The organism is Nocardioides humi, from assembly GCF_006494775.1.
Classification (GTDB): Bacteria; Actinomycetota; Actinomycetes; order Propionibacteriales; family Nocardioidaceae; genus Nocardioides; species Nocardioides humi.
In genome coordinates, this window is the sequence record NZ_CP041146.1 from 70,697 (window position 1) to 91,058 (window position 20,362).

The following is a 20,362-nucleotide window of genomic DNA, read 5'->3' on the forward strand; positions in this document are numbered from 1 at the left end:
CTCACCCCGAGATCCGGAAGCCCGGGTCGCCGCCCCAGAACACCAGGGTGAGGACCATGTCGAGCACGACGATGGACACGATGCTGGCGCGGATGCCGGTGCCGGTCGCCTCGCCGACCGCCTGGGGCCCGCCCCCGACCCGCATGCCGTACCAGCAGTGGATCAGGGCCACGGTCAGGGCGAAGATCAGGATCTTCACGATCGAGAACACGATGTCCCTGCCCTGGATGAACGTGGAGAAGTAATGGTCGTACTGACCGGGTGACTGCCCGAACAGGACGACGACCGAGACCTGCGAGGCGACGTAGCTGCCGATCAGGCCGATCAGGTAGAGCGGCAGGATCGCGACCATGCAGGCGATGACGCGGGTGGTGCAGACGTAGCGCACCGCACTGACCGCCATCACCTCGAGCGCGTCGATCTCCTCGTGGATCTTCATCGAGCCGATCTGCGCGGTGAACCGGCAGCCGACCTGGGCTCCGAGCGCGAGGGCCGCGATCAGCGGGGCCAGCTCACGGGTGTTGACGCTCGCGGAGATGAAGCCCGTCAGCGGCGCGAGGCCGACGATCTCGAGGCCGTTGAAGCCCTCGATGCCGATCGACGTGCCTGCGGCGACGGACAGCAGGATCATCACGCCCACGGTGCCGCCGCCGACGAGGAGGGCGCCGCTGCCCCAGGCGATGTCCTTGATCTGGCGCAGCACCTCCTTCGGGTAGAGGGCGACGGTCGCCGGGATCTCGCGGAACACCTTGCCGGAGAAGCTCACGAACGAGCCGAACATGGCGAGCGTGCTCATCAGTGCGTCGGCGGCGCCGACGAGGGCGTCGGAGAGGCGCGCCCCGAGCCCGCGACCGAGCTGGACCTCGGACATCAGGCACCTCCGGGGAAGAGCATCACGTAGGCCTGGGTCAGGCCGACGTTGATCACGGCGAGCAGGATGACGCTGAGCACGACGGCCTGGTTGACGGCGTCGGCGACGGCCTTCGGACCGCCGTGCGCGCTCAGCCCCTTGTGGGCGCAGACGATGATGGCCACGAACCCGAAGATGAGGCCCTTGAGCTCGGCGAGGACCAGGTCGCCCGGCTGCGCGAGGCCGACGAACGAGTCGAGGTAGGTGCCGGAGGAGATCTGCCCGCCGCCGACCACGATGACGAACGCGGTCGTCATGGCGGTCATCGCGACGATCACGGTCAGCAGCAGCGAGACGAGGAGCGCGGCGAGGATCCGTGGGGCGACCAGGCGCTGGATCGGCGAGATGCCCATCACCTTGAGCGCGTCGATCTCCTCGCGCACGGTGCGGGCGCCGAGGTCGGCGCACACGGCGGAGCCGACCGCGCCCGCGATCATCAGCGACGTCACCAGCGGCGCGCCCTGCCGGAGCACACCGATGCCGTTGACCGCGCCGATGAACGACTGCGCGCCGATCTGGTTGGCCGCGGCGCCGATCTGCACCGAGGTGATCACGCCGAACGGGATGGCGACCAGGATGGTCGGGAGCAGCGAGACGCGGGTCATGAACCAGCACTGCAGGAGGAACTCGGTCCACGAGAACCGCCGCGCGACGATGTCGGAGAAGCCCCACTGGATGGACTCCACGGCGAGCTTCACGAGCTCACCGGTGGTGACGACCCCGGCCTTGAAGCGGCCGGTCATGCTGTCGAGGAGGGAGCGTCCCCCGGCGACCACGGCGCTCATCCGGGCAACCGCCTCTCGTCCATCTCCACCCCTGCCTGCCACACCGGGAGCCCCGGACCGATCCAGCCCCCGGATACTGCCTGTCGCACGGTGTAACACTTATCACGCGAATTGGTCACGGGTCCCGAGGTGATCGCGTGGCGCCATCCGTGGACCGCGCCTCGGCCGGCGCAGCCCGGCGGCCGCCACGAGGAACGGCACCCGGCCGCGCTGGCCCTCCCACGGACGCAGGTAGCGGGCCAGCTCGGCGTCGTCGAACAGCCGGCCCTCCAGGGCCCAGCCGACGTCCTTGGCCACGTGGTAGTCGCCGAAGGAGACCGCGTCCGGGTCGCCGAGCGCGCGCTGACGTACCTCCGCGGCGGTCCACACGCCGACCCCCGGCAGGGCGCGCAGCCGGCGCTCGGCGTCCTCCCCCGGCTCGGCGGCCGTGCGCTCCAGTGCCGCCGCGTGCCGGGCCGCGGTGACCACCGCCCGGCTGCGCGCGGGATCGACGTGCAGGCGCAGCCACTCCCAGGACGGGATCCCGCGCAGCGTCTCCGCGTCCGGCTGGACCATCAGGCCGTGCGCGGCGCCCGGGCCGGGAGCCGGCGTGCCGTGGCGCCGGACGAGGGCGCGGAAGCCGGCGAAGGCCTCCTGGCCGGTGACCTTCTGCTCGATGATCGCGGGCACGACTGCCTCCAGCACCAGCCCGGTCCGGCCCAGGCGCAGGTGCGGGTGGCGGCGGCGTACCTCCTCGAGCACCGGGTGGCGCGGCGCGAAGCCGGTCCAGTCGTCGAGATCGCCCAGCAGCGCGGGCAGCTGGGCGAGCGCCCAGTGCGCGCCGGGACCCCACGCGTGGGCGGTGACCGCTCCCGCGTCGTCCTGCTCGGTCACGGCGACCGCGGCCGGCCCCTCCGGCGTCCGACTGGCGCGCCAGTGCCGGCCGGCGACCCCCAGCCGGTGGGTCGGGTCGCCGACGCCGCGACGCTGCTGGCGCAGGAGCGCCGCCACCGGGACCGGGCGCCCGGGCAGCCACACGCGCACCGCGTCCGGGGAGGTCACCGGAGCACTGTACGGCGCCGGGTGGACTAGGCTCTCTCGTACCGCGACGAATCCCTTTCGTACGTACCGTCATTCTTCCTTCAGGCTCCGGAGGGCAGTTGAGCATCGACACGACCCGCAGCCGCCGGACGCGCCTCGACCAGGAGGCCGTGCTCCAGGCGGCCGAGGCGCTCGTCGACCGCGACGGGTACGACGCGCTCACCATGACGTCCCTCGCGGCCGAGCTCGAGGCGCGGGTGTCCTCGCTCTACAACCACGTCGCGAACCTCGAGGACCTGCGCGCCCTCATCCAGGTCCGCGCGATGCGCCTGCTCGGCGAGCACGTCCGCGCCGCCGCCATGGGGCACGCCGGGATCGCCGGCCTGCGGGCGCTCAGCCACGCCCTGCGCGCCTTCGCCCGGACCCACCCCCAGCGCTACGCCGCGCTCACCCGGCCGCCGATCGACCGCGAGGCGTTCTACGCGGCCGCCCTCGACGCGATCGAGGCGCTGGCCGTGATGGTCCGCTCCGCCGGGCTCCCCGACGACCGGCTGCTGCAGAGCGCGATGGCGCTGTTCGCCTCGCTGCACGGGTTCGTGTCCCTGGAGGTCGCCGGCTACTTCGGCGACCTGTCCGGCACCAGCGCCGAGGCCCTCGACCTCGACCTCGTCTACGAGCAGGTCATCGACGGCGCCGTCGCGGCCTCGCTGGAAGCCAGCCGCTGATCCGATGCTGCTCCGCGACCTCGTCGACGTCTCCCGGCAGGTCGCCGCGACGCGGTCGCGCAAGGAGAAGACCCGGCTGATCAGCGCACTGCTGCTCGCGGCCGACCCCGGGGAGCGGGCGCTGGTGGCCCACTACCTCAGCGGGCGGCTCCGCCAGCGTCGTACCGGAATCGGGTGGCGCAGCCTCCAGGACCTGCCCTCCCCCGCGACCGCTCCGACGCTCGAGGTGGTCGAGGTCGACACCGCCTTCGCGGCGATCTCGCTGCTCGCCGGCGCCGGCTCGGCCGGCCTGCGCGCCGCCGCCGTCGCGGACCTGTTCGGGCGGGCGACCGCGGCCGAGCAGGAGTGGCTGCGCGCCGTCACCGTCGGCGAGGTGCGCCAGGGCGCGCTCGAGGCGATCGTCACCGAGGCGCTGGCGCTGGCCGCCGAGGTCCCGCTCGTCGCGGTCCGGCGCGCGGCGATGCTGGCCGGCGGGGCGACGTACGTCGTCGACGCGGCCTTCTCCGGCGTGACGGCGCTGGAGGCGGTCGGCCTGACCGTCGGCCGCCCGGTCCTGCCGATGCTCGCCTCCTCCGCGCCGGACGTGGCCGCCGCGCTCGCCAAGGCCGCCGGCAGCTCGGGGACCGTCGGCGTCGACGCCAAGCTCGACGGCATCCGGATCCAGGTGCACCGCTCCGGCGACGACGTCGTGATCGCCACCCGCAGCCTCGACGACATCACCCACCGCCTGCCCGAGGTCGTCGCGATCGCCCGCTCCCTGCCCGCCACCCGGCTGGTGCTGGACGGCGAGGCGCTGTCCCTCGCCGCCGACGGCCGACCGCGGCCGTTCCAGGAGACGGCCTCCCGCACCGCCACCGAGGTCGTCCCCGGCGGGTCGGTCGTCACGCCGTACTTCTTCGACGTGCTGCACCTCGACGGCACCGACCTCATCGACCGCCCCGCCCACGAGCGCTGGCAGGTCCTCGAGGAGCTCGTCCCACCCGTCCACCGGGTCCAGCGCTGGGTCGGCTCCGACCCCGCCGACGCCACGGCCTTCGCGTCCTCGGTCCTCGCCTCCGGCCACGAGGGCGTCGTGGTGAAGTCCGTCGACGCGCCGTACGACGCCGGCCGCCGCGGCTCCGCCTGGGTCAAGGTCAAGCCCGTCCACACCCTCGACCTCGTCGTGCTCGCCGTCGAGCACGGCTCCGGCCGCCGCCGCGGCTGGCTCTCCAACATCCACCTCGGCGCCCGCGACCCGTCCTCCCCCACGGGGTTCACGATGCTCGGCAAGACGTTCAAGGGCATGACCGACGAGATGCTCGCCTGGCAGACCGAGCGCTTCCGGGAGCTCGAGGTCTCCGACGACGGCTGGGTCGTCACCGTCCGCCCCGAGCAGGTCGTCGAGATCGCCTTCGACGGCCTCCAGCGTTCGACACGGTACGCCGGCGGGCTGGCGCTCCGCTTCGCCCGAGTGGTGCGGTACCGGGACGACAAGTCCGCCGACGAGGCGGACACGATCGCGACGGTGCGGGCGCTGGCGGGCCCCTGAGGCATCGGCCTCGAACGCGCCGGAGATGTTGCAACACCGAGTTGCACGTCTCGTACACTTCCCCCATGGCGACCAACGCACCGGCCACCGACGGCCGTCGCAGGGCGGCGGCCGCGCGCCGGAAGGCGCGGCAGGCGGAGATCATCGCGGCGACCCGCCAGATCTTCGACTCCAAGGGCGTGCGGGACGTCCAGATCGAGGAGATCGCCAGTGCGGTGGGGATCAACCGGGCGATCGTCTACCGGCACTTCACCGGCAAGGAGGAGCTGTTCGCGCTGACCCTGGTCGGCTACCTCGAGGAGCTGCACGACGCGATGGCGGCGGCCGCCGCGGCGTCGGAGGACCCGAACGAGCAGCTGGCGGCCATCGTGGGCGCCTTCGTCGACTACGGCGTGGCGCACCCGGCGTTCGTCGACTGCGCCCAGGCGCTCATGGTGCGGCCGGGCGACGAGCTGCTCGACGAGATCGCGGAGGGGCCGCTGTTCCGGCTCGGGCGGGGCATCACGTCCTGCCTGACGGTGCTGTCCGACGCGCTGGCGCGCGGCGTGGAGAAGGGCGCCTTCGTGCTGACCGAGGACCCGGTGCTGCTCGCCAACGCGCTCTACGCCAGTGGCCTGGGCGCGCTCCAGCTGGCCCGGCTGGGGATCCTGGTCAGCGAGGCCGCGCCGGGCATCCCGACCGTCGGCGAGATCTCGCCGGACCAGGTACGGGCGTACCTGGTGACCTCAGCGCTGGCACTGGTCTCCTCGCGCCAGCGCTGAGGCAACCGGTCCGGGAAGCGCTCAGCGCTCCAGGATCGCGACGACGCCCTGGCCGCCGGCCGCGCAGACCGAGATCAGCGCCCGGCCGCCGCCGTTGGCCTGGAGCAGCTTGGCGGTGTTGGCCACGATCCGGCCGCCGGTGGCGGCGAACGGGTGGCCCGCGGCGAGCGAGGAGCCCTTGACGTTGAGCTTGCTGCGGTCGATCGAGCCGAGCGGGGCGTCGAGGCCGAGGCGCTCCTTGCAGAACACCGGGCTCTCCCACGCGGCGAGCGTCGAGAGCACCTGCGAGGCGAAGGCCTCGTGGATCTCGTAGAAGTCGAAGTCCTGCAGGGCCAGGCCGTTGCGCTCGAGCATCCGCGGGACGGCGTACGCCGGCGCCATCAGCAGGCCCTCGGCGCCGTTGACGAAGTCGACCGCCGCGACCTCGGAGTCGACGAAGTAGGCCAGCGCCTCGAGGCCGTGCGCCTCGGCCCACTCGTCGGAGCCGAGCAGCACGGCGGACGCGCCGTCGGTCAGCGGGGTGGAGTTCGCGGCGGTCATCGTCGCCGCCTCGCCCTTGCCGAAGACCGGCTTGAGCTTGGCGAGCTTCTCCAGCGAGGAGTCGGCGCGCAGGTTGTTGTCGCGCTCCAGGCCGCGGAACGGGGTGACCAGGTCGTCCTGCCAGCCCTCGTCGTACGACGCCGCGAGGTTGTGGTGCGAGGCGACCGCCAGCTCGTCCTGGGCCTCCCGGGTGATCTGCCACTCGAGCGCGGTCAGCGCCTGGTGCTCGCCCATGGACAGCCTGGTCCGCGGCTCGCCGTTGGACGGGATCGCCAGGCCGATGTCGCCGGGCCGGATGGTGGCCAGGACGGCGAGGCGGTCCTTGGTGGAGCGGGCGTTGTTGAGCTGGATCAGCTTCTTGCGCAGCTTCTCGGAGATCGCGACGGGGGCGTCGGAGGTGGTGTCGACGCCGCCGCCGACACCCGAGTCGATCTGGCCGAGCTTGATCTTGTTGGCGATGTAGTTGATCGCCTGGAGGCCGGTGCCGCAGGCCTGCTGCAGGTCGACGGCCGGCGTCTCCGGGGCGAGGCGGGTGCTGAGCACCGACTCGCGGACCAGGTTGAAGTCGCGGCTGTGCTTGAGCACCGCACCGCCGGCGACCTCTCCCAGACGTTCACCCTCCAGCCCGAAGCGGGCCACGAGGCCGTCGAGCGCGGCGGTCAGCATCTCCTGGTTGGAGGCGGTGGCGTAGGCCCCGTTGGAGCGGGCGAAGGGGATGCGGTTGCCACCGAGTACGGCGGCCCGACGAACAGTGTTGGCCATGGTCCTATCCTCACGCGCAGGAGCCCTCAGGAGAACTGTTTGAGGGCGAGATCACGAAATGTGGACTCAGAGTTACACATCTAGTTACATAGATGCCGAGCGGGCCCGGCCCGTGGACAGACCTTCCGTAGTTTCCTCACAGATTGCGACGGCCGCATGAGCGACAAGTACCAGGGCTTCGTGAGCTCCCCCATCGGCAAGCTCCTCGTCAAGAACCTCGGGCTCCCCAACCCGACCGCACTCGAGCGCTACACCGAGGGCGACCCGCTGGTGCAGGGCACCGTGCTGGTCGGCGGCACCGGCCGCCTGGCCGAGTCGCTGACCGGCCTCCTCGACCTGCTCGGCATCGCCTCGACCACCGCGCTCGAGGACGGCCAGAGGGCGAAGGGCATCGTCTTCGACGCCACCGGCCTGAAGGACGCCTCCGAGCTGGTCGCGCTGCGCGACTTCTTCACCCCGGTCCTGCGCAGCCTCGAGTCCTGCGCCCGCGTCGTCGTCATCGGCACGCCGCCCGAGCAGGCCAAGGGCCCGGAGCGGGTCGCGCAGCGGGCGCTCGAGGGCTTCACCCGCAGCCTCGGCAAGGAGATCGGCCGCGGCGGCACCGTCCAGCTCGTGTACGTCACCGACGGCCAGGAGGCCGCGGTGACCAGCACGCTGGCCTTCCTGCTCTCCCCCAAGTCCGCCTACGTCTCCGGCCAGGTCGTCCGCATCGGCGCCCACGGCAAGGCGACCACCACGAGCGTCGAGGACTGGACCAAGCCGCTGGACGGCAGGATCGCGCTCGTCACCGGCGCCAGCCGCGGCATCGGCGAGGCCATCGCCCGCGTGCTGCACCGCGACGGCGCGACGGTGGTCGGCGTCGACGTGCCCCAGGCGGCCAGCGAGCTCCAGGCCCTGATGAACGAGCTCGACGGCGACTGGCTGACCCTCGACATCACCGGCAAGGGCGCGCCGCAGCGGATCGCGCACCACCTCAAGGAGAAGCACGGCGGCGTCGACGTCGTGGTCCACAACGCCGGCATCACCCGCGACCGCAAGCTCGCCAACATGGCCCCCACCGACAAGGGCGACCGCTGGACCTCGGTCATCGCGGTCAACCTCACCGCGCCCGAGCTGATCACCCGCGAGCTCCTCGAGCAGGGCGTCGTCAACGAGGGCGGCTCGATCGTCGGGGTCGCCTCGATCGCCGGCATCGCGGGCAACGTGGGCCAGACCAACTACGCCGCCTCCAAGGCCGGCGTGATCGGCTTCGTCGACAGCCTCGCCGACGAGCTGAAGGACGGCATCACCGTCAACGCCGTCGCGCCGGGCTTCATCATCACCCAGATGACGGCCGCCGTGCCGTTCGCGACCCGCGAGGTCGGGCAGCGGCTCAACGCCATGGCGCAGGGCGGCCTGCCGGTCGACGTCGCCGAGACCATCGCCTGGTACGCCAACCCCGCCTCGTCGGCCGTCAACGGCAACGTGGTCCGGGTCTGCGGCCAGATGATGCTGGGTGCCTGACATGGCGCTCCCCGTGATGCTCAAGGCCGCGCTGCCCGCCGTCCCCGGCGTGAACCGGCTCCCCGGCATCAAGAAGACCGGCGGCGCGCTCCCCGACCTCACCCTCACCCGCGACGCCGTCGTGGTGGAGCGCGCCGAGGTCGAGCGGTACGCCGCGGTGTGCGGCTTCCCCAACCGCGACGTCGCGCCGGTGCCCTACCTGCACATGCTGGCGTTCCCGCTGCACCTGCAGCTGATGACCGACGCGCAGTTCCCGTTCCCGGCCATCGGCTCGGTGCACCTGGAGAACACCATCGTCCAGCACCGCCCGGTCGCGATCGGCGAGACCGTGTCGCTCTCGCTGAGGGCGGACAACCTGCGGGCCAGCACCAAGGGCCGCGCCTGGGACATGAACGTCACCGGCACCGTGGGCGACGAGGTGGTGTGGGAGTCGACGTCGACGTACCTGCGGGTCGGCAAGGGCGACCCGAATGACACAGCCGGCGGCGACCCAGGTCTGCATCTGGAGAAGGTCGTGGCAAAAGGTCCGGTCTGGTCGCTGCCCGACAACCTCGGCCGCAGGTACGCCGCGGTGTCGGGCGACCGCAACCCGATCCACCTGCACCCGCTCACGGCGAAGGCACTGGGCTTCCCGCGTCACATCGCCCACGGCATGTGGAGCAAGGCGCGCTGCATCGCGGCGCTGGAGAACCGGCTGCCGGACGCTGTGCAGGTCGAGGTGGCGTTCAAGAAGCCGATCTTCCTGCCCGGCAGGGCGCAGTTCGGCGCGGAGAGGACCGCGACCGGCTACGACTTCACGCTGGTGAACCCGAAGAGCGGTGCCCCCCACCTGCTCGGCCGCACCACCGCGCTGTAGGTCGCGAGCCCGGGGACGTTCTTCCCGGGCAGAGGACTGAGCCGGAGGGACCTTTTCCTCCTCCGTACGCCCCCGCTCGCCCGTCACGCTCGACGGGTACGAGCAGGCGCTCCTCGGCAGCAGCCGAGGAGCGGGGCGACGGGTCGGAGGCCCTCATGGACATCAACGAAGTCATCGTCTGGATCTTGATGATCTGCATGGTGCTGGGGGGCCTGGACCGGGCGATCGGCAGCAAGTTCGGGCTCGGCGAGAAGTTCGAAGAGGGCTTCATGGCCCTCGGGCCGCTGGCACTGGCGATGGTCGGCGTGGTGTCGCTGGCACCGGTCCTGGCCAAGCTGCTCGAGCCGGTGGTGGTGCCGGTGTACACCGCGCTGGGCGCGGACCCGTCGATGTTCGCCACCACCCTCCTGGCCAACGACATGGGCGGCTATCCGCTCGCCCAGCAGCTCGCCGAGGACTCCGACGCCGGGCTGCTGGCCGGGCTGATCCTCGGCGCCATGATGGGGCCGACGATCGTCTTCACGATCCCGGTCGCGCTCGGCATCATCGACGTCGAGGACCGTCCGCTGCTGGCCAAGGGCGTGCTCGCCGGCATCATCACGATCCCGCTCGGCGTGCTGGCCGGCGGCCTGGTCGCGGGCTTCGACCCCGCCCTGGTGCTGGCGAACCTCGTCCCGATCGTCATCGCGGCGGCGCTCATCGCGTTCGGCCTCTGGCGGGCGCCGGAGAAGATGACCACCGGCTTCCTCTGGTTCGGCAAGGGCCTGGTCGCCCTCATCTCGGTCGGGCTGGTCGTCGCCGTCTTCGAGTTCATGACCGACACCCAGATCATGCCCGACGGCTGGGAGCTGGCACCGCCGACGGACGGCCTCGAGATCATCGGCCTGATCGGCATGATGCTGCTCGGCGCCTTCCCCGCCGTCTACCTGATCGTCAAGTTCGCCGAGAAGCCGCTGTCGAAGGTCGGCAGGCTGATCGGGATGAACGACAAGGCGGCCGGCGGCATGATCGCCACCTTGGCCAACAACATCCCGATGTTCCAGATCTTCAAGGAGATGGACAACCGGGGCAAGGTGCTCAACGCGGCCTTCGCGGTCAGCGCGGCCTTCACCTTCGGCGACCACCTCGGCTTCACCGCGGGCGTGGAGCGCTCGATGATCTTCCCGATGATCGTCGGCAAGCTCGTCGCCGGCATCACCGCGGTGCTCATCGCCTACCTGTTCTTCCGCCGCGCCTACCCCGCGTGGGTGGGCGGGTCGACCCCGGACCAGCCGGAGACGGCCGCCGCCGAGACGGCCGCCGCCGAAGCGAGTGGCGCCGAAGTGGGCGACGCCGAGGCGACCGCGCCGCAGACGGCATCGTGAGGTCGCGGCCATGCTGATCGCGCGCGTCGTCGGCTCGGCGGTGTCCACCATCAAGGCGGAGCAGCTGCGCGGCCTGAAGCTCCTCATCGTGCGCGAGACCACGACGGACGACGAGCTGGTGGGCGCCCCCCTGGTCGCGATCGACGGCGTGGGCGCCGGCGAGGGCGAGCTCGTGCTCGTCGCCCGCGGCAGTGCGGCCCGGCAGACGCCCGAGACCGCCGACCGGCCCGTGGACGCGATCATCATGGCGATCCTCGACTCCCTCGAGGTCGACGGCGCGGTCAGCTTCCGGAAGTCCTGAGAGGACCAGGCGATGTCGAGAGCGAGCTGGCGGGAGATGCTCAGCGTCGGGATCGACGTGGGCACCACGACCACGCAGGTGGTCTTCTCCCGGCTCACCGTCCGCAACAGCCGGCGGCTGGGGCTGGTCCCGCGGCTGGAGGTGGACACCCGCGCGGTGCTCCACCAGAGCCCGGCGTACCCCACGCCGCTCCGGCCCCCGACGAGGTGGACGTGGACGCCCTGGTCGCCCTGGTCCGGGCGGAGTACGACGCCGCCGGCGTCAGCGCCGAGCAGGTCGAGACCGGCGCGGTGATCATCACCGGCGAGACGGCCCGCCGCCGCAACGCCGACGCGATCCTCAGCGGCGTCGCCGGGCTGGCGGGCGACTTCGTCGTCACCGTCGCCGGCCCGAACGTCGAGGCCCAGATCGCCGGCCGCGGCTCGGGGGCCGCGCAGTACTCATCGGAGCACTACACGACGGTCGCCAACGTCGACGTCGGCGGCGGCTCGTCGAACGCGGCGGTCTTCCGCTCCGGCCGGCACGTCGCCTCCGCCGCGATCATGGTCGGCGGGCGCCAACTCACCCTCGACGGACGGTCCGGGATCGTCACCGGTCTCGCCCCGTCCGGCCGGGCCATCGTCGAGGAGCTCGGCCTCGACCTGGTCGAGGGCAGGCCGGCGGACCTGCGCGAGCTGCGGCACCTCACCGACGCCATGGCCGAGCTGATCGTCGACCTCGTGCTCGGGGAGCACCGGCCGCTGGCCGACCGGATCGCCCTGACCGCGCCCCTGCCGCGCGTCGACGGGCTCACGGCGGTCTTCCTCTCCGGCGGCGTCGGCCGCTCGTACTACGACACGGACCCCGCGGAGGATCTCGACGAGATCGCCGCCTTCGGCGACTGCGGCCCCCTGCTGGCGAGGTCCCTGCGCGAGGACGTCCGGCTCTCCCGGCTGCCCGTACGGCGACCGGCCGAGACGCTGCGCGCGACCGTGCTCGGCGCGGCCGGCCAGACCGTCACCCTCTCGGGATCCACGATCTGGGCCGACCCCGCCCTGCTGCCGCTGCGGAACCTGCCGGTGATCGAGCCCGACCTGGCGGGCGGCGTACCCACCGCCGAGGCGATCGCCGGCTCCCTGGGCGGCGCAGCGCAGCGCTGGGACGCGGACGAGCACCGCAGCATGGCGTTCGCGCTCGACCTCCCCGCCCGGCTGGACTACGCCGCCCTCTCCCGGCTGGCCGCGGGGGTGGTCGGCTACGCGGCGACGACCGGCTCCGCCGACCCGGCCCCCGTCGTCCTGGTCACCGAGCGCGACTACGCGCAGGCGCTGGGCCAGACCATCAAGCAGGCCGCCCCGGAGCTGCCGCTGGTCGCCATCGACCAGATCGGGCTGGGCGAGGGCGACTTCATCGACATCGGAGAGCCGCTCCTGGACGGCCGGGTGGTCCCGGTGTCGGTCAAGACGCTCGTGTTCTACCGGTGAGCCCGACGAGAGCAGAGGTGCAGACGGATGAGAGAGAAGGGGCGAGACCATGATCCTGCGGACCAAGCTGTTCGGGACGACCTTCGAGTTCGCCGACGTCAAGGAGCTGCTGGCCAAAGCCAACGAGGAGAAGTCCGGCGACCGCCAGGCGGGCATCGCCGCCGGCAGCGCCGCCGAGCGGGTCGCCGCCCGCTACGTCCTCGCGGAGGTGCCGCTCTCGGTGATCCGCGAGAACCCGGCCGTGCCGTACGACGAGGACGAGGTGACCCGGGTCATCGACGACGGCATCAACGAGGCCATCTACGACGAGGTCAAGGGCTGGACGATGGGCGACTTCCGGGAGTGGCTCCTGGACGACCACACCACCGGCGACATGATCCGCCGGGTCAGCAACGCGCTGACCGGCGAGATGGTCGCCGGGGTGACCAAGCTGATGTCCAACCTGGACCTGATCCACGCGGCGGGCAAGATCCAGGTGACCGCCCACTGCAACAACACGATCGGGCTGCGGGGCACCCTGGCCTCCCGCAACCAGCCCAACCACCCCACCGACTCGGTCGAGGGCATCCGCGCCACCCTCTACGAGGGCCTGTCGTTCGGCTCCGGCGACAGCGTGATCGGCATCAACCCCTCCGACGACAGCGTCGGCAGCGTGGCCCGGCTGCTGGAGATGACCTACGACGTCATCCAGAAGTGGGAGATCCCCACCCAGAACTGCGTGCTGGCCCACGTCACCACGCAGATGGAGGCGATGCGCCAGGGGGCACCGGTCGGCCTGGTCTTCCAGAGCCTGGCCGGATCGCAGAAGGCGATGGAGGCGTTCGGGGTCGGCGTCGCGATGATCGACGAGGCCTACGCGATGGCGCAGAAGCACTGCTGGACCGCGGGACCCAACTACCTGTACTTCGAGACCGGTCAGGGCACGGCGCTGTCGGCCGACGCCCACTACGGCGCCGACCAGCTCGTGATGGAGGCCCGGATCTACGGCATGGCCCGGCGCTGGAAGCCGTTCCAGGTCAACACCGTCGTCGGCTTCATCGGGCCGGAGTACCTCTACGACGCGGTGCAGATCACCCGCGCCGGGCTCGAGGACCACTTCATGGGCAAGCTCACCGGCATCTCCATGGGCTGCGACGCCTGCTACACCAACCACGCGAAGGCCACTCAGAACGACATCGAGAACCTCGCCGTGCTGCTCTCGGCGGCCGGCTGCAACTACTTCATGGGGGTGCCGATGGGCGACGACGCGATGCTGTCGTACCAGTGCACCAGCTACCACGACGCGCCGAGCCTGCGCCAGACCCTCGGCCTGCGTCCCCTGCCCGAGTTCGAGGCCTGGATGGAGGGCCTGGGGCTGATCCGCGACGGCCGCCTGACCGACCAGGCCGGCGACGCGTCCTTCTTCCTGGCGAGGTGAGACCACGATGACCAGCACCGACCCATCGGCCACTGCCGACATCGACGCCCTCGTCCGCGCCGTGCTCCGCGAGCTCGGCCACGCCGGCGGCGCTCCCCTGGCCGCCGAGGCGCCGGCCGCCGGGCCGGCCGCCGCGGCGGCCACCGGGCCCGAGGAGCTCGTCATCGACCTCCCGGACCCCACCGAAGAGAGCGCGCGCCGCAGGATCGGCGTCGAGGATCCCGCGGACCCCGAGGGACTGCGCAACCTGTGCGCGGCGACGACCGCGCGGCTGGGCGTCGGCCGCGCCGGGCCGCGACCGCGGACGGCGTCCCTGCTCCTCTTCGAGGCCGACCACGGCGTCACCCAGGACGCCATCTACGGCGAGGTGCCCGAGGAGCTCAAGGAGCGGATGGGCCTGTTCACGGTCCGGACCCAGGTGAGCGACCGCGGCGAGTACCTGCTGCGGCCCGACCTCGGCCGGCGGCTCTCGCCGGAGGCGCGGGCGACGATCGAGGAGCGGTGCACCAAGCACCCGGACGTGCAGATCTGTGTGGGTGACGGCCTCTCGGCGGCCGCGATCGAGAACAACCTCCCCGACATCTACCCGGTCATCGAGCAGGGGCTGCGCGCGGCCGGGCTGAGCGTGGGCACGCCGTTCTTCATCGAGAACTGCCGGGTCGGCGTGATGAACGAGGTCAACACCATCATCGACGCCCGGCTCGTGCTGCTCCTCATCGGCGAGCGCCCCGGCCTCGGCATCGCCGACGCCCTGAGCGCCTACATGGGCTTCCACCCGGAGCCCGGCAAGACCGACGCCGAGCGCGACCTGGTCTGCATGATCACCGTCAACGGCGGCACCAACCCGCTCGAGGCGGGCGCCTACGTCGTGGAGCTCGTCGAGAAGACGCTCCAGTACGGCGCCAGCGGCGTCGAGCTCCGTCAACGGTCCGCGACGACCGCCTAGCCACCATCGAAGAAGGAGGAACCACCCATGGGCGTCCTCGACCCGGTCAAGCCGACCATCCTCGCGGCCCGGCTGATCCCGAACGTGCACCCCGGCTTCGCCGCGAAGCTGGACCTGAAGCCCGAGCACCGCAGCCTCGCGCTGGTGACCTGCGACATCGACGACTCGCTGTACGTCTCGCTCGACGAGGCGACCAAGAAGGCGGACGTCGAGGTGGTCTACGCGCACAGCTTCTACGCCGGATCCGGCTACCCGTCCGGACCGCTGTCCGGCGAGATCATCGGGATCCTCGCCGCCCCGGACCCGGCCGAGGCGCGGGCCGGCCTCAACGCCTGCATCCAGTACGCCGAGGAGGAGGCCTGGTTCTACAGCGCGGACGAGGCGGGCCAGCTGAACTTCTTCCCGCACACCATCTCGCGCACGGGGACCTACCTGAGCAAGGAGGCCGGCGTACCGGTCGGCACCCCGCTCGCGTACCTCATCGCGCCGCCCCTGGAGGCGACCTTCGCCCTCGACGCGGCGGTGAAGGCGGCCGACGTGGAGATGGCGCTGTGGTGGGCGCCGCCCTCGGAGACCAACTTCTCCGGCGGGCTGCTCTCCGGCAGCCAGAGCGCGTGCCGGGCGGCGTGCGCCGCCTTCCAGGACGCCGTCCTCACCGTCGCCCGCGACCCCCGGACCTACTGACCACCCCTGACACCTCTGACCACGGAGCGCACCGTGACCGACGACCTCGACCCCGACCTCCGGTCCATCCAGGAGGCCCGCGACCGCGCCGTGGCGGCGCGCGAGGCGCAGCGCGCCTTCCAGCACGCCGAGCAGGCCGACGTCGACCGGATCTGCGCGGCCATGGCCGACGCCGCCTTCGCGGCGGCCGGGCGGCTCGGCGCCCTGGCCTGCGAGGAGACCGGGTACGGCGTCGCGGCGCACAAGCGGATCAAGAACGAGTTCGCGAGCCGGGACGTGTGGGCCTCGATCCGGGACGTGCCCACCTGCGGGGTGCTGCGCAGGGACGAGGAGCACCGCATCGTCGAGATCGGCTGGCCGGTCGGGGTCGTCGCCGCCCTGTGCCCGTCGACCAACCCGACGTCGACGGCGATCTTCAAGACGCTGATCGCCGTCAAGGCGCGCAACGCGATCGTGGTCGCGCCCCACCCCACGGCCGTCGGGTGCACCGCCGAGACGGTCCGGGTGATGGCCGAGGCCGGCGAGGCCGCGGGCATGCCGGCCGGGCTGGTCTCCTCGCTGCGCACGGTGAGCCTGCCCGGCACGCACGAGCTGATGGAGCACTACGCGACCTCGCTCGTCCTGGCCACCGGCGGCACCCCGATGGTCCGCGCCGCCCACAGCGTCGGCAAGCCCGCGCTCGGCGTCGGTCCCGGCAACGTCCCGGCGTACGTCGACCGCAGCGCCGACGTGCCGCGTGCGGCCGCCGACATCGTCGACTCCAAGGCCTTCGACGCCTCCACCATCTGCGCCACCGAGCAGACCGTCGTCGCGGACCGGCCGATCGCCGCACAGCTGCGCGCCGAGATGCGGGCGCAGGGCGCCCACTGGCTCACCCCCGACCACGCGGCCCGGCTCGGCGAGCTGATGTTCCGGCCCAGCGGCCTGCTGGACCCGCGCTTCGTCGGCCGCTCGCCGCAGCGGATCGGCGAGATCGCGGGGATCCCGGTCCCGGCGGACGCGCGGGTGCTCGTCGCCGACCTCGGCGGCGTCGGGCCGGCCCACCCGCTCTCCCGCGAGAAGCTGACCACCGTGCTCGGGTTCGTCGAGGAGGACGGCTGGCGCGCCGGGTGCGACCGCTGCATCGAGCTGCTCCGCTTCGGCGGCGACGGCCACTCGCTGGTCGTCCATGCCACGGACGAGGAGGTCATCCTGGCCTTCGGGATCGAGAAGCCCGCCTTCCGGATCCTGGTCAACACCTGGGGGACGCTCGGCGCGATCGGCGCCACCACCGGGCTCGCGCCGTCCATGACGCTCTCCCCCGGCGGGCTCGGCGGAGCCGTCGTCAGCGACAACATCTCGGTCCGGCACCTGCTCAACGTCAAGCGGCTCGCCTACGAGACCCGGCGCCCGCCGGAGCAGGCGCGCGGACGCCCCGCGGCACCCGCCGCGACCACCCGCGAGGAGCGAGCCGACGGCGCCCTCGCCGACGTGGACCTGATCGCGCGCGTCGTCCGCGAGGTCCTCGCCCAGACCCGACCGAAGGAGAAGGAGTCCCGATGACCCGGCCGACCCCGAAGCAGACCACGCCCGCCGCCACGGCGGCCCCCGCCGTACCCGGGCCGGCGGAGCAGCCGCCGGCCCCGGCGCCCTCGAGCGAACAACCCACCCAACGAAGGAGAGACACCATGCCCAACGTCCAGATGATCGCGCTGGGCCTGATCGAGACCAAGGGTCTGGTCGGGTCCATCGAGGCCGCCGACGCCATGGTCAAGGCGGCCAACGTCAAGCTGATCGGCAAGGAGCAGATCGGTGGCGGCTACGTCACCGTCATGGTCCGTGGCGATGTCGGCGCCGTGAAGGCGGCGACCGACGCGGGCGCCGCCGCAGCGGACCGCGTCGGCGAGCTCGTGTCCGTGCACGTGATCCCGCGCCCGCACGGCGACGTCGAGACCATCCTGCCGCACACGAACGAGGCGTGACCCACCCGTCGACCGACCCACCACGAGATCGTCGATCGGAGGCGGACCATGCCCGTGCCGACCACGCGCGCCCTGGCCGCGGCCGACGTGCGGGCCGCGGCCGCGGCCGGGCGCCGCGAGCTCGCGGTGCCGCCGCACGCGCGGGTCACGCCGCTCGCCCGGGACACCGCGCGCGAGCTGGGCGTCCTGCTCGTGCCGGCCCGGCCGCCCGAGCCGGCTCCGGCGCCACCGTCCGCAGGCGCGGCCGCGATCCGGCACGTCGACGCCCGGGAGATCGCGCTCGATCCGTTCCCCTACCCCGGCCCCGAGCCCGGCCAGGACGTCCGGGTCGGCGACGTGGTCGACGCCGGGCACGGATCGCCCATGGCAGCGGGCTTCCTGACCCTCACCCGCGGCTGCTTCCCGTGGACCCTGACCTACGACGAGATCGAGTACGTCGTCGAGGGCGAGCTGCACCTCGGGATCGACGGCACGACGATCGTGGGCCACCCCGGCGACGTGCTCTACGTCCCGAAGGGCAGCGCGATCACGTTCGGCACCCCGTCGTGGGCGCGGATCCTCTACGTCACCTACCCGGCCGACTGGGAGGGATCGCGGTGATCGTGACCGAGGGCGCCCTCCGCGAGCAGCTCCGGCAGCCCCGGGCCGGCGCCCGGGTGACCGTGCCGGCGGGCGCCACCCTCTCCCCTTCCGCCCAGGACTTCGTCGCGCACTGGCGACTGGAGGTGGTGACGTCCACGCCGGCGACCCCCGAGCGCCGGGAGTGGGACCGGCCGGGCACGTTCCCGGTGGTCCGCGAGGGCGACGTCCCCCGGTGCCTGACGTGCGGCGGCGCGGTCACCGAGAAGCCCGACGGCCTGACCCAGCTCGACGCCTGCCACTTCGCCCCCAAGACCCACCCGCGGATCCGGCTGCGGGGCCGGATCGACACCCTGCAGGCCACCGTGCTCCTCCTCGCCGCCCGGGCGGCGGCCCTCGGCGACGAGCCGCTGCGCGACCATCTCGGCACCGTCGCGGCGTACTGCCGGGAGCTGATGTCGGCGGAGTACCACGAGCGGCCCGCGGCGGCACCGGGGCTGGCCGGGCTCTCCGAGGAGGAGATCCACGCCGCCACCCACGACCCGCGCGCCACCGTGGGGGTCGACCACGTCGTGCCCGATGCCGGCGACGCCGAGCTCCTGCTCCGGCTGAACCTCCTTCGCAGCCAGGTCCGGGAGGTCGAGCTCGTCGCGCTGGACGCCTTTCCCTCCCCCCACGACCCCTCGGGCGCCAGTATCGTGCACGGCCTCAACCGGCTGTCCAGCGTCGTCTACTACCTCGAGCTGCGCCACGCCGCGGACGCGGAGGACCGGCCATGACCAGCACCCTGTCCCCCAACCTCGCCCGACTGCTGGAGGTGGCCGACCGCGCGACGACGGACGCGCCGGTGACCGTCACCGGGCCGCTGCGCGTCGGCGTGGACCTCGGCACGGCGTACACCGTGATCTTCGTGGTCGACGAGTCCGGCCTGCCCGTCGCGGGCGCCTACCGGTTCGCCGACGTGGTCCGCGACGGCGTCGTCCTCGACTACGCCGGTGCGGTCGACCTGGTCCGCCGGCTCAAGTCCCAGATCGAGCAGCGGATCGGGCGGGGGCTGACCACCGCCGCGGTCACCATCCCGCCGGGGGTGCCGGTCAGCGAGGTGCGCTCGCACGGCTATGTCGTCGAGGCGGCCGGCCTGGAGTGCACCGCGATCGTCGACGAGCCCACGGCCGCGAACGCCGTGCTCCAGGTCGCCGACGGCGCCGTCGTCGACGTCGGCGGCGGCACGACCGGCATCGCCGTCCTGCGCGACGGCGAGGTGGTGGCCACGGCGGACGACCCGACTGGCGGCACCCACCTCACGCTCGTGGTGGCGGGCGCGCACGGCATCTCCTTCGAGGAGGCCGAGCTGCTCAAGCGCGACCAGCGCAACCACGCCCGGCTGTTCCCCGTCGTGCGCCCGGTGCTGGAGAAGATCGGCACCCTGGTCGCCGACCGGATCCGCGGGTACGACGTCGAGCAGATCTACCTGGTGGGCGGCACCAGCGCCTTCACCGGGATCGCGGACGTCGTGGCGTCGGTGACGGGCGTGCCCGCGGTGGTCCCCGGCGCCCCGCTCTTCGTGACGCCGGTGGGCGTGGCCCTGCACGACACGGGAGGAGATGCCGGATGACCAGCGAGGACTTCCAGCTGCGCGCCTACGTCCACCTGGACCGGATGCAGCCCCAGTTCGCGGCGTTCATCGGCGCGATCACCCAGGGCGATCCGCCGGTGGAGGGCATGGCGAGCCTGTACGTCGAGATGGCGCCCGGCAACTGGGTCTTCCGGGTAGTCGACAAGGTCGTCAAGACCACCGACGTGCGCCCGGGCGCGCAGATCGTCGAGCGCGAGTTCGGGATGTTCGAGGTGCACTCGCTCTCGCAGGCCGACGTGCTCCGGGCCGGCGACGTCACCCTCGCCGAGCTCGGCCGGACGGTGGCGGACCGGATCAAGCCGGAGATCGCCTCGATCCAGGTGATCACCAACGTGAACCCCTACCAGGCGCAGCTGCTCAACCGGTTCGTCCGCGGCACCATGCTGGTCGCCGGGCAGACCATGCTCGTCGTCGAGGTCGCGCCGGCGGCGTACATCAACCTCGCCGCCAACGAGGCCGAGAAGGCCGCGCCGGTGAACCTCATGCACATCACCTCGGTCGGCCGCTTCGGCCGGCTCTGGATGGCCGGCCGGGAGGCCGACGTCCTCGCTGCCCAGGACGCCGCCACCGGCGCCATCGAGAACCTCACCGGCCGCCCGTCCTAGAAGCCGCCCGTCCCAG

At 72.4% G+C, this 20,362-nt stretch carries 20 protein-coding genes and 1 pseudogene; 17 read left to right on the forward strand and 4 right to left on the reverse strand.

The genetic code is table 11. The features are described from left to right. Nucleotide 1: 1 nt before the first annotated feature. The 3 genes from FIV44_RS00360 to FIV44_RS00370 all read right to left on the reverse strand — a co-directional run bounded on the left by FIV44_RS00360 (nucleotide 2) and on the right by FIV44_RS00370 (nucleotide 2,736). Nucleotides 2-871, reverse strand: a complete 870-nt coding sequence (locus FIV44_RS00360) for an MlaE family ABC transporter permease (protein WP_246086738.1) — start codon at nucleotides 869-871, stop codon at nucleotides 2-4. Continuing rightward, nucleotides 871-1,695: an MlaE family ABC transporter permease gene (locus FIV44_RS00365; protein WP_141002767.1), complete on the reverse strand. Its 825-nt coding sequence runs from the start codon at nucleotides 1,693-1,695 to the stop codon at nucleotides 871-873. Before FIV44_RS00365 ends, FIV44_RS00360 begins: the two co-directional genes overlap by 1 nt. Before the next feature lie 102 nt (nucleotides 1,696-1,797). Then, nucleotides 1,798-2,736 (reverse strand): DNA-3-methyladenine glycosylase family protein, encoded by a 939-nt coding sequence (locus tag FIV44_RS00370; RefSeq protein ID WP_181410899.1) that lies wholly within the window; start codon nucleotides 2,734-2,736, stop codon nucleotides 1,798-1,800. A gap of 98 nt (nucleotides 2,737-2,834) precedes the next feature. Between FIV44_RS00370 and FIV44_RS00375 the strand changes: the two genes are divergently transcribed. From FIV44_RS00375 to FIV44_RS00385, 3 genes are all read left to right on the forward strand, one after another. Continuing rightward, nucleotides 2,835-3,440: a TetR/AcrR family transcriptional regulator gene (locus FIV44_RS00375; protein ID WP_219996233.1), complete on the forward strand. Its 606-nt coding sequence runs from the start codon at nucleotides 2,835-2,837 to the stop codon at nucleotides 3,438-3,440. 4 nt (nucleotides 3,441-3,444) lie between these two features. Beyond that, a complete protein-coding gene (locus FIV44_RS00380) occupies nucleotides 3,445-4,968 on the forward strand; it encodes an ATP-dependent DNA ligase (protein ID WP_141002768.1) in 1,524 nt (507 codons plus the stop codon). Between the two features lie 65 nt (nucleotides 4,969-5,033). Continuing rightward, on the forward strand, nucleotides 5,034-5,729 hold the full coding sequence (locus FIV44_RS00385; protein ID WP_141002769.1) for a TetR/AcrR family transcriptional regulator: 696 nt from the start codon (nucleotides 5,034-5,036) through the stop codon (nucleotides 5,727-5,729). Between the two features lie 21 nt (nucleotides 5,730-5,750). Here the strand turns inward: FIV44_RS00385 and FIV44_RS00390 are convergent, their stop codons facing one another. Continuing rightward, complete coding sequence (locus tag FIV44_RS00390; protein ID WP_141002770.1) at nucleotides 5,751-7,031, reverse strand: acetyl-CoA C-acetyltransferase; 1,281 nt, start codon at nucleotides 7,029-7,031, stop codon at nucleotides 5,751-5,753. A gap of 156 nt (nucleotides 7,032-7,187) precedes the next feature. Here FIV44_RS00390 and FIV44_RS00395 point away from each other — a divergent pair, with 156 nt between their 5' ends. From FIV44_RS00395 to FIV44_RS00460, 14 genes and pseudogenes are all read left to right on the forward strand, one after another. Continuing rightward, nucleotides 7,188-8,534 (forward strand): 3-oxoacyl-ACP reductase, encoded by a 1,347-nt coding sequence (locus FIV44_RS00395; RefSeq protein WP_141002771.1) that lies wholly within the window; start codon nucleotides 7,188-7,190, stop codon nucleotides 8,532-8,534. A gap of 1 nt (nucleotide 8,535) precedes the next feature. Continuing rightward, the gene (locus FIV44_RS00400; RefSeq protein ID WP_141002772.1) at nucleotides 8,536-9,390 is read left to right on the forward strand and encodes a MaoC family dehydratase; all 855 of its coding nucleotides are present in this window, start codon (nucleotides 8,536-8,538) and stop codon (nucleotides 9,388-9,390) included. A 155-nt stretch (nucleotides 9,391-9,545) separates the two neighbouring features. Then, nucleotides 9,546-10,754, forward strand: a complete 1,209-nt coding sequence (gene eutH, locus FIV44_RS00405; RefSeq protein WP_141002773.1) for an ethanolamine utilization protein EutH — start codon at nucleotides 9,546-9,548, stop codon at nucleotides 10,752-10,754. Nucleotides 10,755-10,764: 10 nt separating this feature from the next. Then, complete coding sequence (locus tag FIV44_RS00410) at nucleotides 10,765-11,055, forward strand: EutN/CcmL family microcompartment protein (protein ID WP_141002774.1); 291 nt, start codon at nucleotides 10,765-10,767, stop codon at nucleotides 11,053-11,055. Between the two features lie 36 nt (nucleotides 11,056-11,091). Next, nucleotides 11,092-12,518 (forward strand): annotated as a pseudogene (locus FIV44_RS00415) (ethanolamine ammonia-lyase reactivating factor EutA). Nucleotides 12,519-12,567: 49 nt separating this feature from the next. After that, nucleotides 12,568-13,935, forward strand: coding sequence for an ethanolamine ammonia-lyase subunit EutB (locus tag FIV44_RS00420; RefSeq protein ID WP_141002775.1), 1,368 nt, complete (start codon nucleotides 12,568-12,570; stop codon nucleotides 13,933-13,935). 7 nt (nucleotides 13,936-13,942) lie between these two features. After that, entirely contained in the window at nucleotides 13,943-14,881 is a 939-nt protein-coding gene (eutC, locus tag FIV44_RS00425) for an ethanolamine ammonia-lyase subunit EutC (RefSeq protein WP_141002776.1), read from the forward strand. A gap of 27 nt (nucleotides 14,882-14,908) precedes the next feature. Next, nucleotides 14,909-15,565: an ethanolamine utilization microcompartment protein EutL gene (eutL, locus tag FIV44_RS00430; protein WP_141002777.1), complete on the forward strand. Its 657-nt coding sequence runs from the start codon at nucleotides 14,909-14,911 to the stop codon at nucleotides 15,563-15,565. 33 nt (nucleotides 15,566-15,598) lie between these two features. After that, on the forward strand, nucleotides 15,599-17,107 hold the full coding sequence (locus tag FIV44_RS00435; RefSeq protein ID WP_141002778.1) for an aldehyde dehydrogenase family protein: 1,509 nt from the start codon (nucleotides 15,599-15,601) through the stop codon (nucleotides 17,105-17,107). 125 nt (nucleotides 17,108-17,232) lie between these two features. Beyond that, on the forward strand, nucleotides 17,233-17,526 hold the full coding sequence (gene eutM / locus FIV44_RS00440) for an ethanolamine utilization microcompartment protein EutM (RefSeq protein ID WP_141007654.1): 294 nt from the start codon (nucleotides 17,233-17,235) through the stop codon (nucleotides 17,524-17,526). 48 nt (nucleotides 17,527-17,574) lie between these two features. Next, entirely contained in the window at nucleotides 17,575-18,126 is a 552-nt protein-coding gene (locus tag FIV44_RS00445) for a cupin domain-containing protein (RefSeq protein ID WP_141002779.1), read from the forward strand. Continuing rightward, entirely contained in the window at nucleotides 18,123-18,884 is a 762-nt protein-coding gene (locus FIV44_RS00450; RefSeq protein ID WP_181410900.1) for a hypothetical protein, read from the forward strand. The genes FIV44_RS00445 and FIV44_RS00450 overlap by 4 nt, the downstream gene beginning before the upstream one ends. Beyond that, a complete protein-coding gene (gene eutJ, locus FIV44_RS00455) occupies nucleotides 18,881-19,720 on the forward strand; it encodes an ethanolamine utilization protein EutJ (protein ID WP_141002781.1) in 840 nt (279 codons plus the stop codon). The genes FIV44_RS00450 and eutJ overlap by 4 nt, the downstream gene beginning before the upstream one ends. Next, nucleotides 19,717-20,346 carry a hypothetical protein gene (locus FIV44_RS00460; RefSeq protein ID WP_141002782.1) on the forward strand — a complete coding sequence of 210 codons (630 nt, stop codon included), beginning with the start codon at nucleotides 19,717-19,719 and terminating at the stop codon, nucleotides 20,344-20,346. The genes eutJ and FIV44_RS00460 overlap by 4 nt, the downstream gene beginning before the upstream one ends. Nucleotides 20,347-20,362 lie beyond the last annotated feature (16 nt).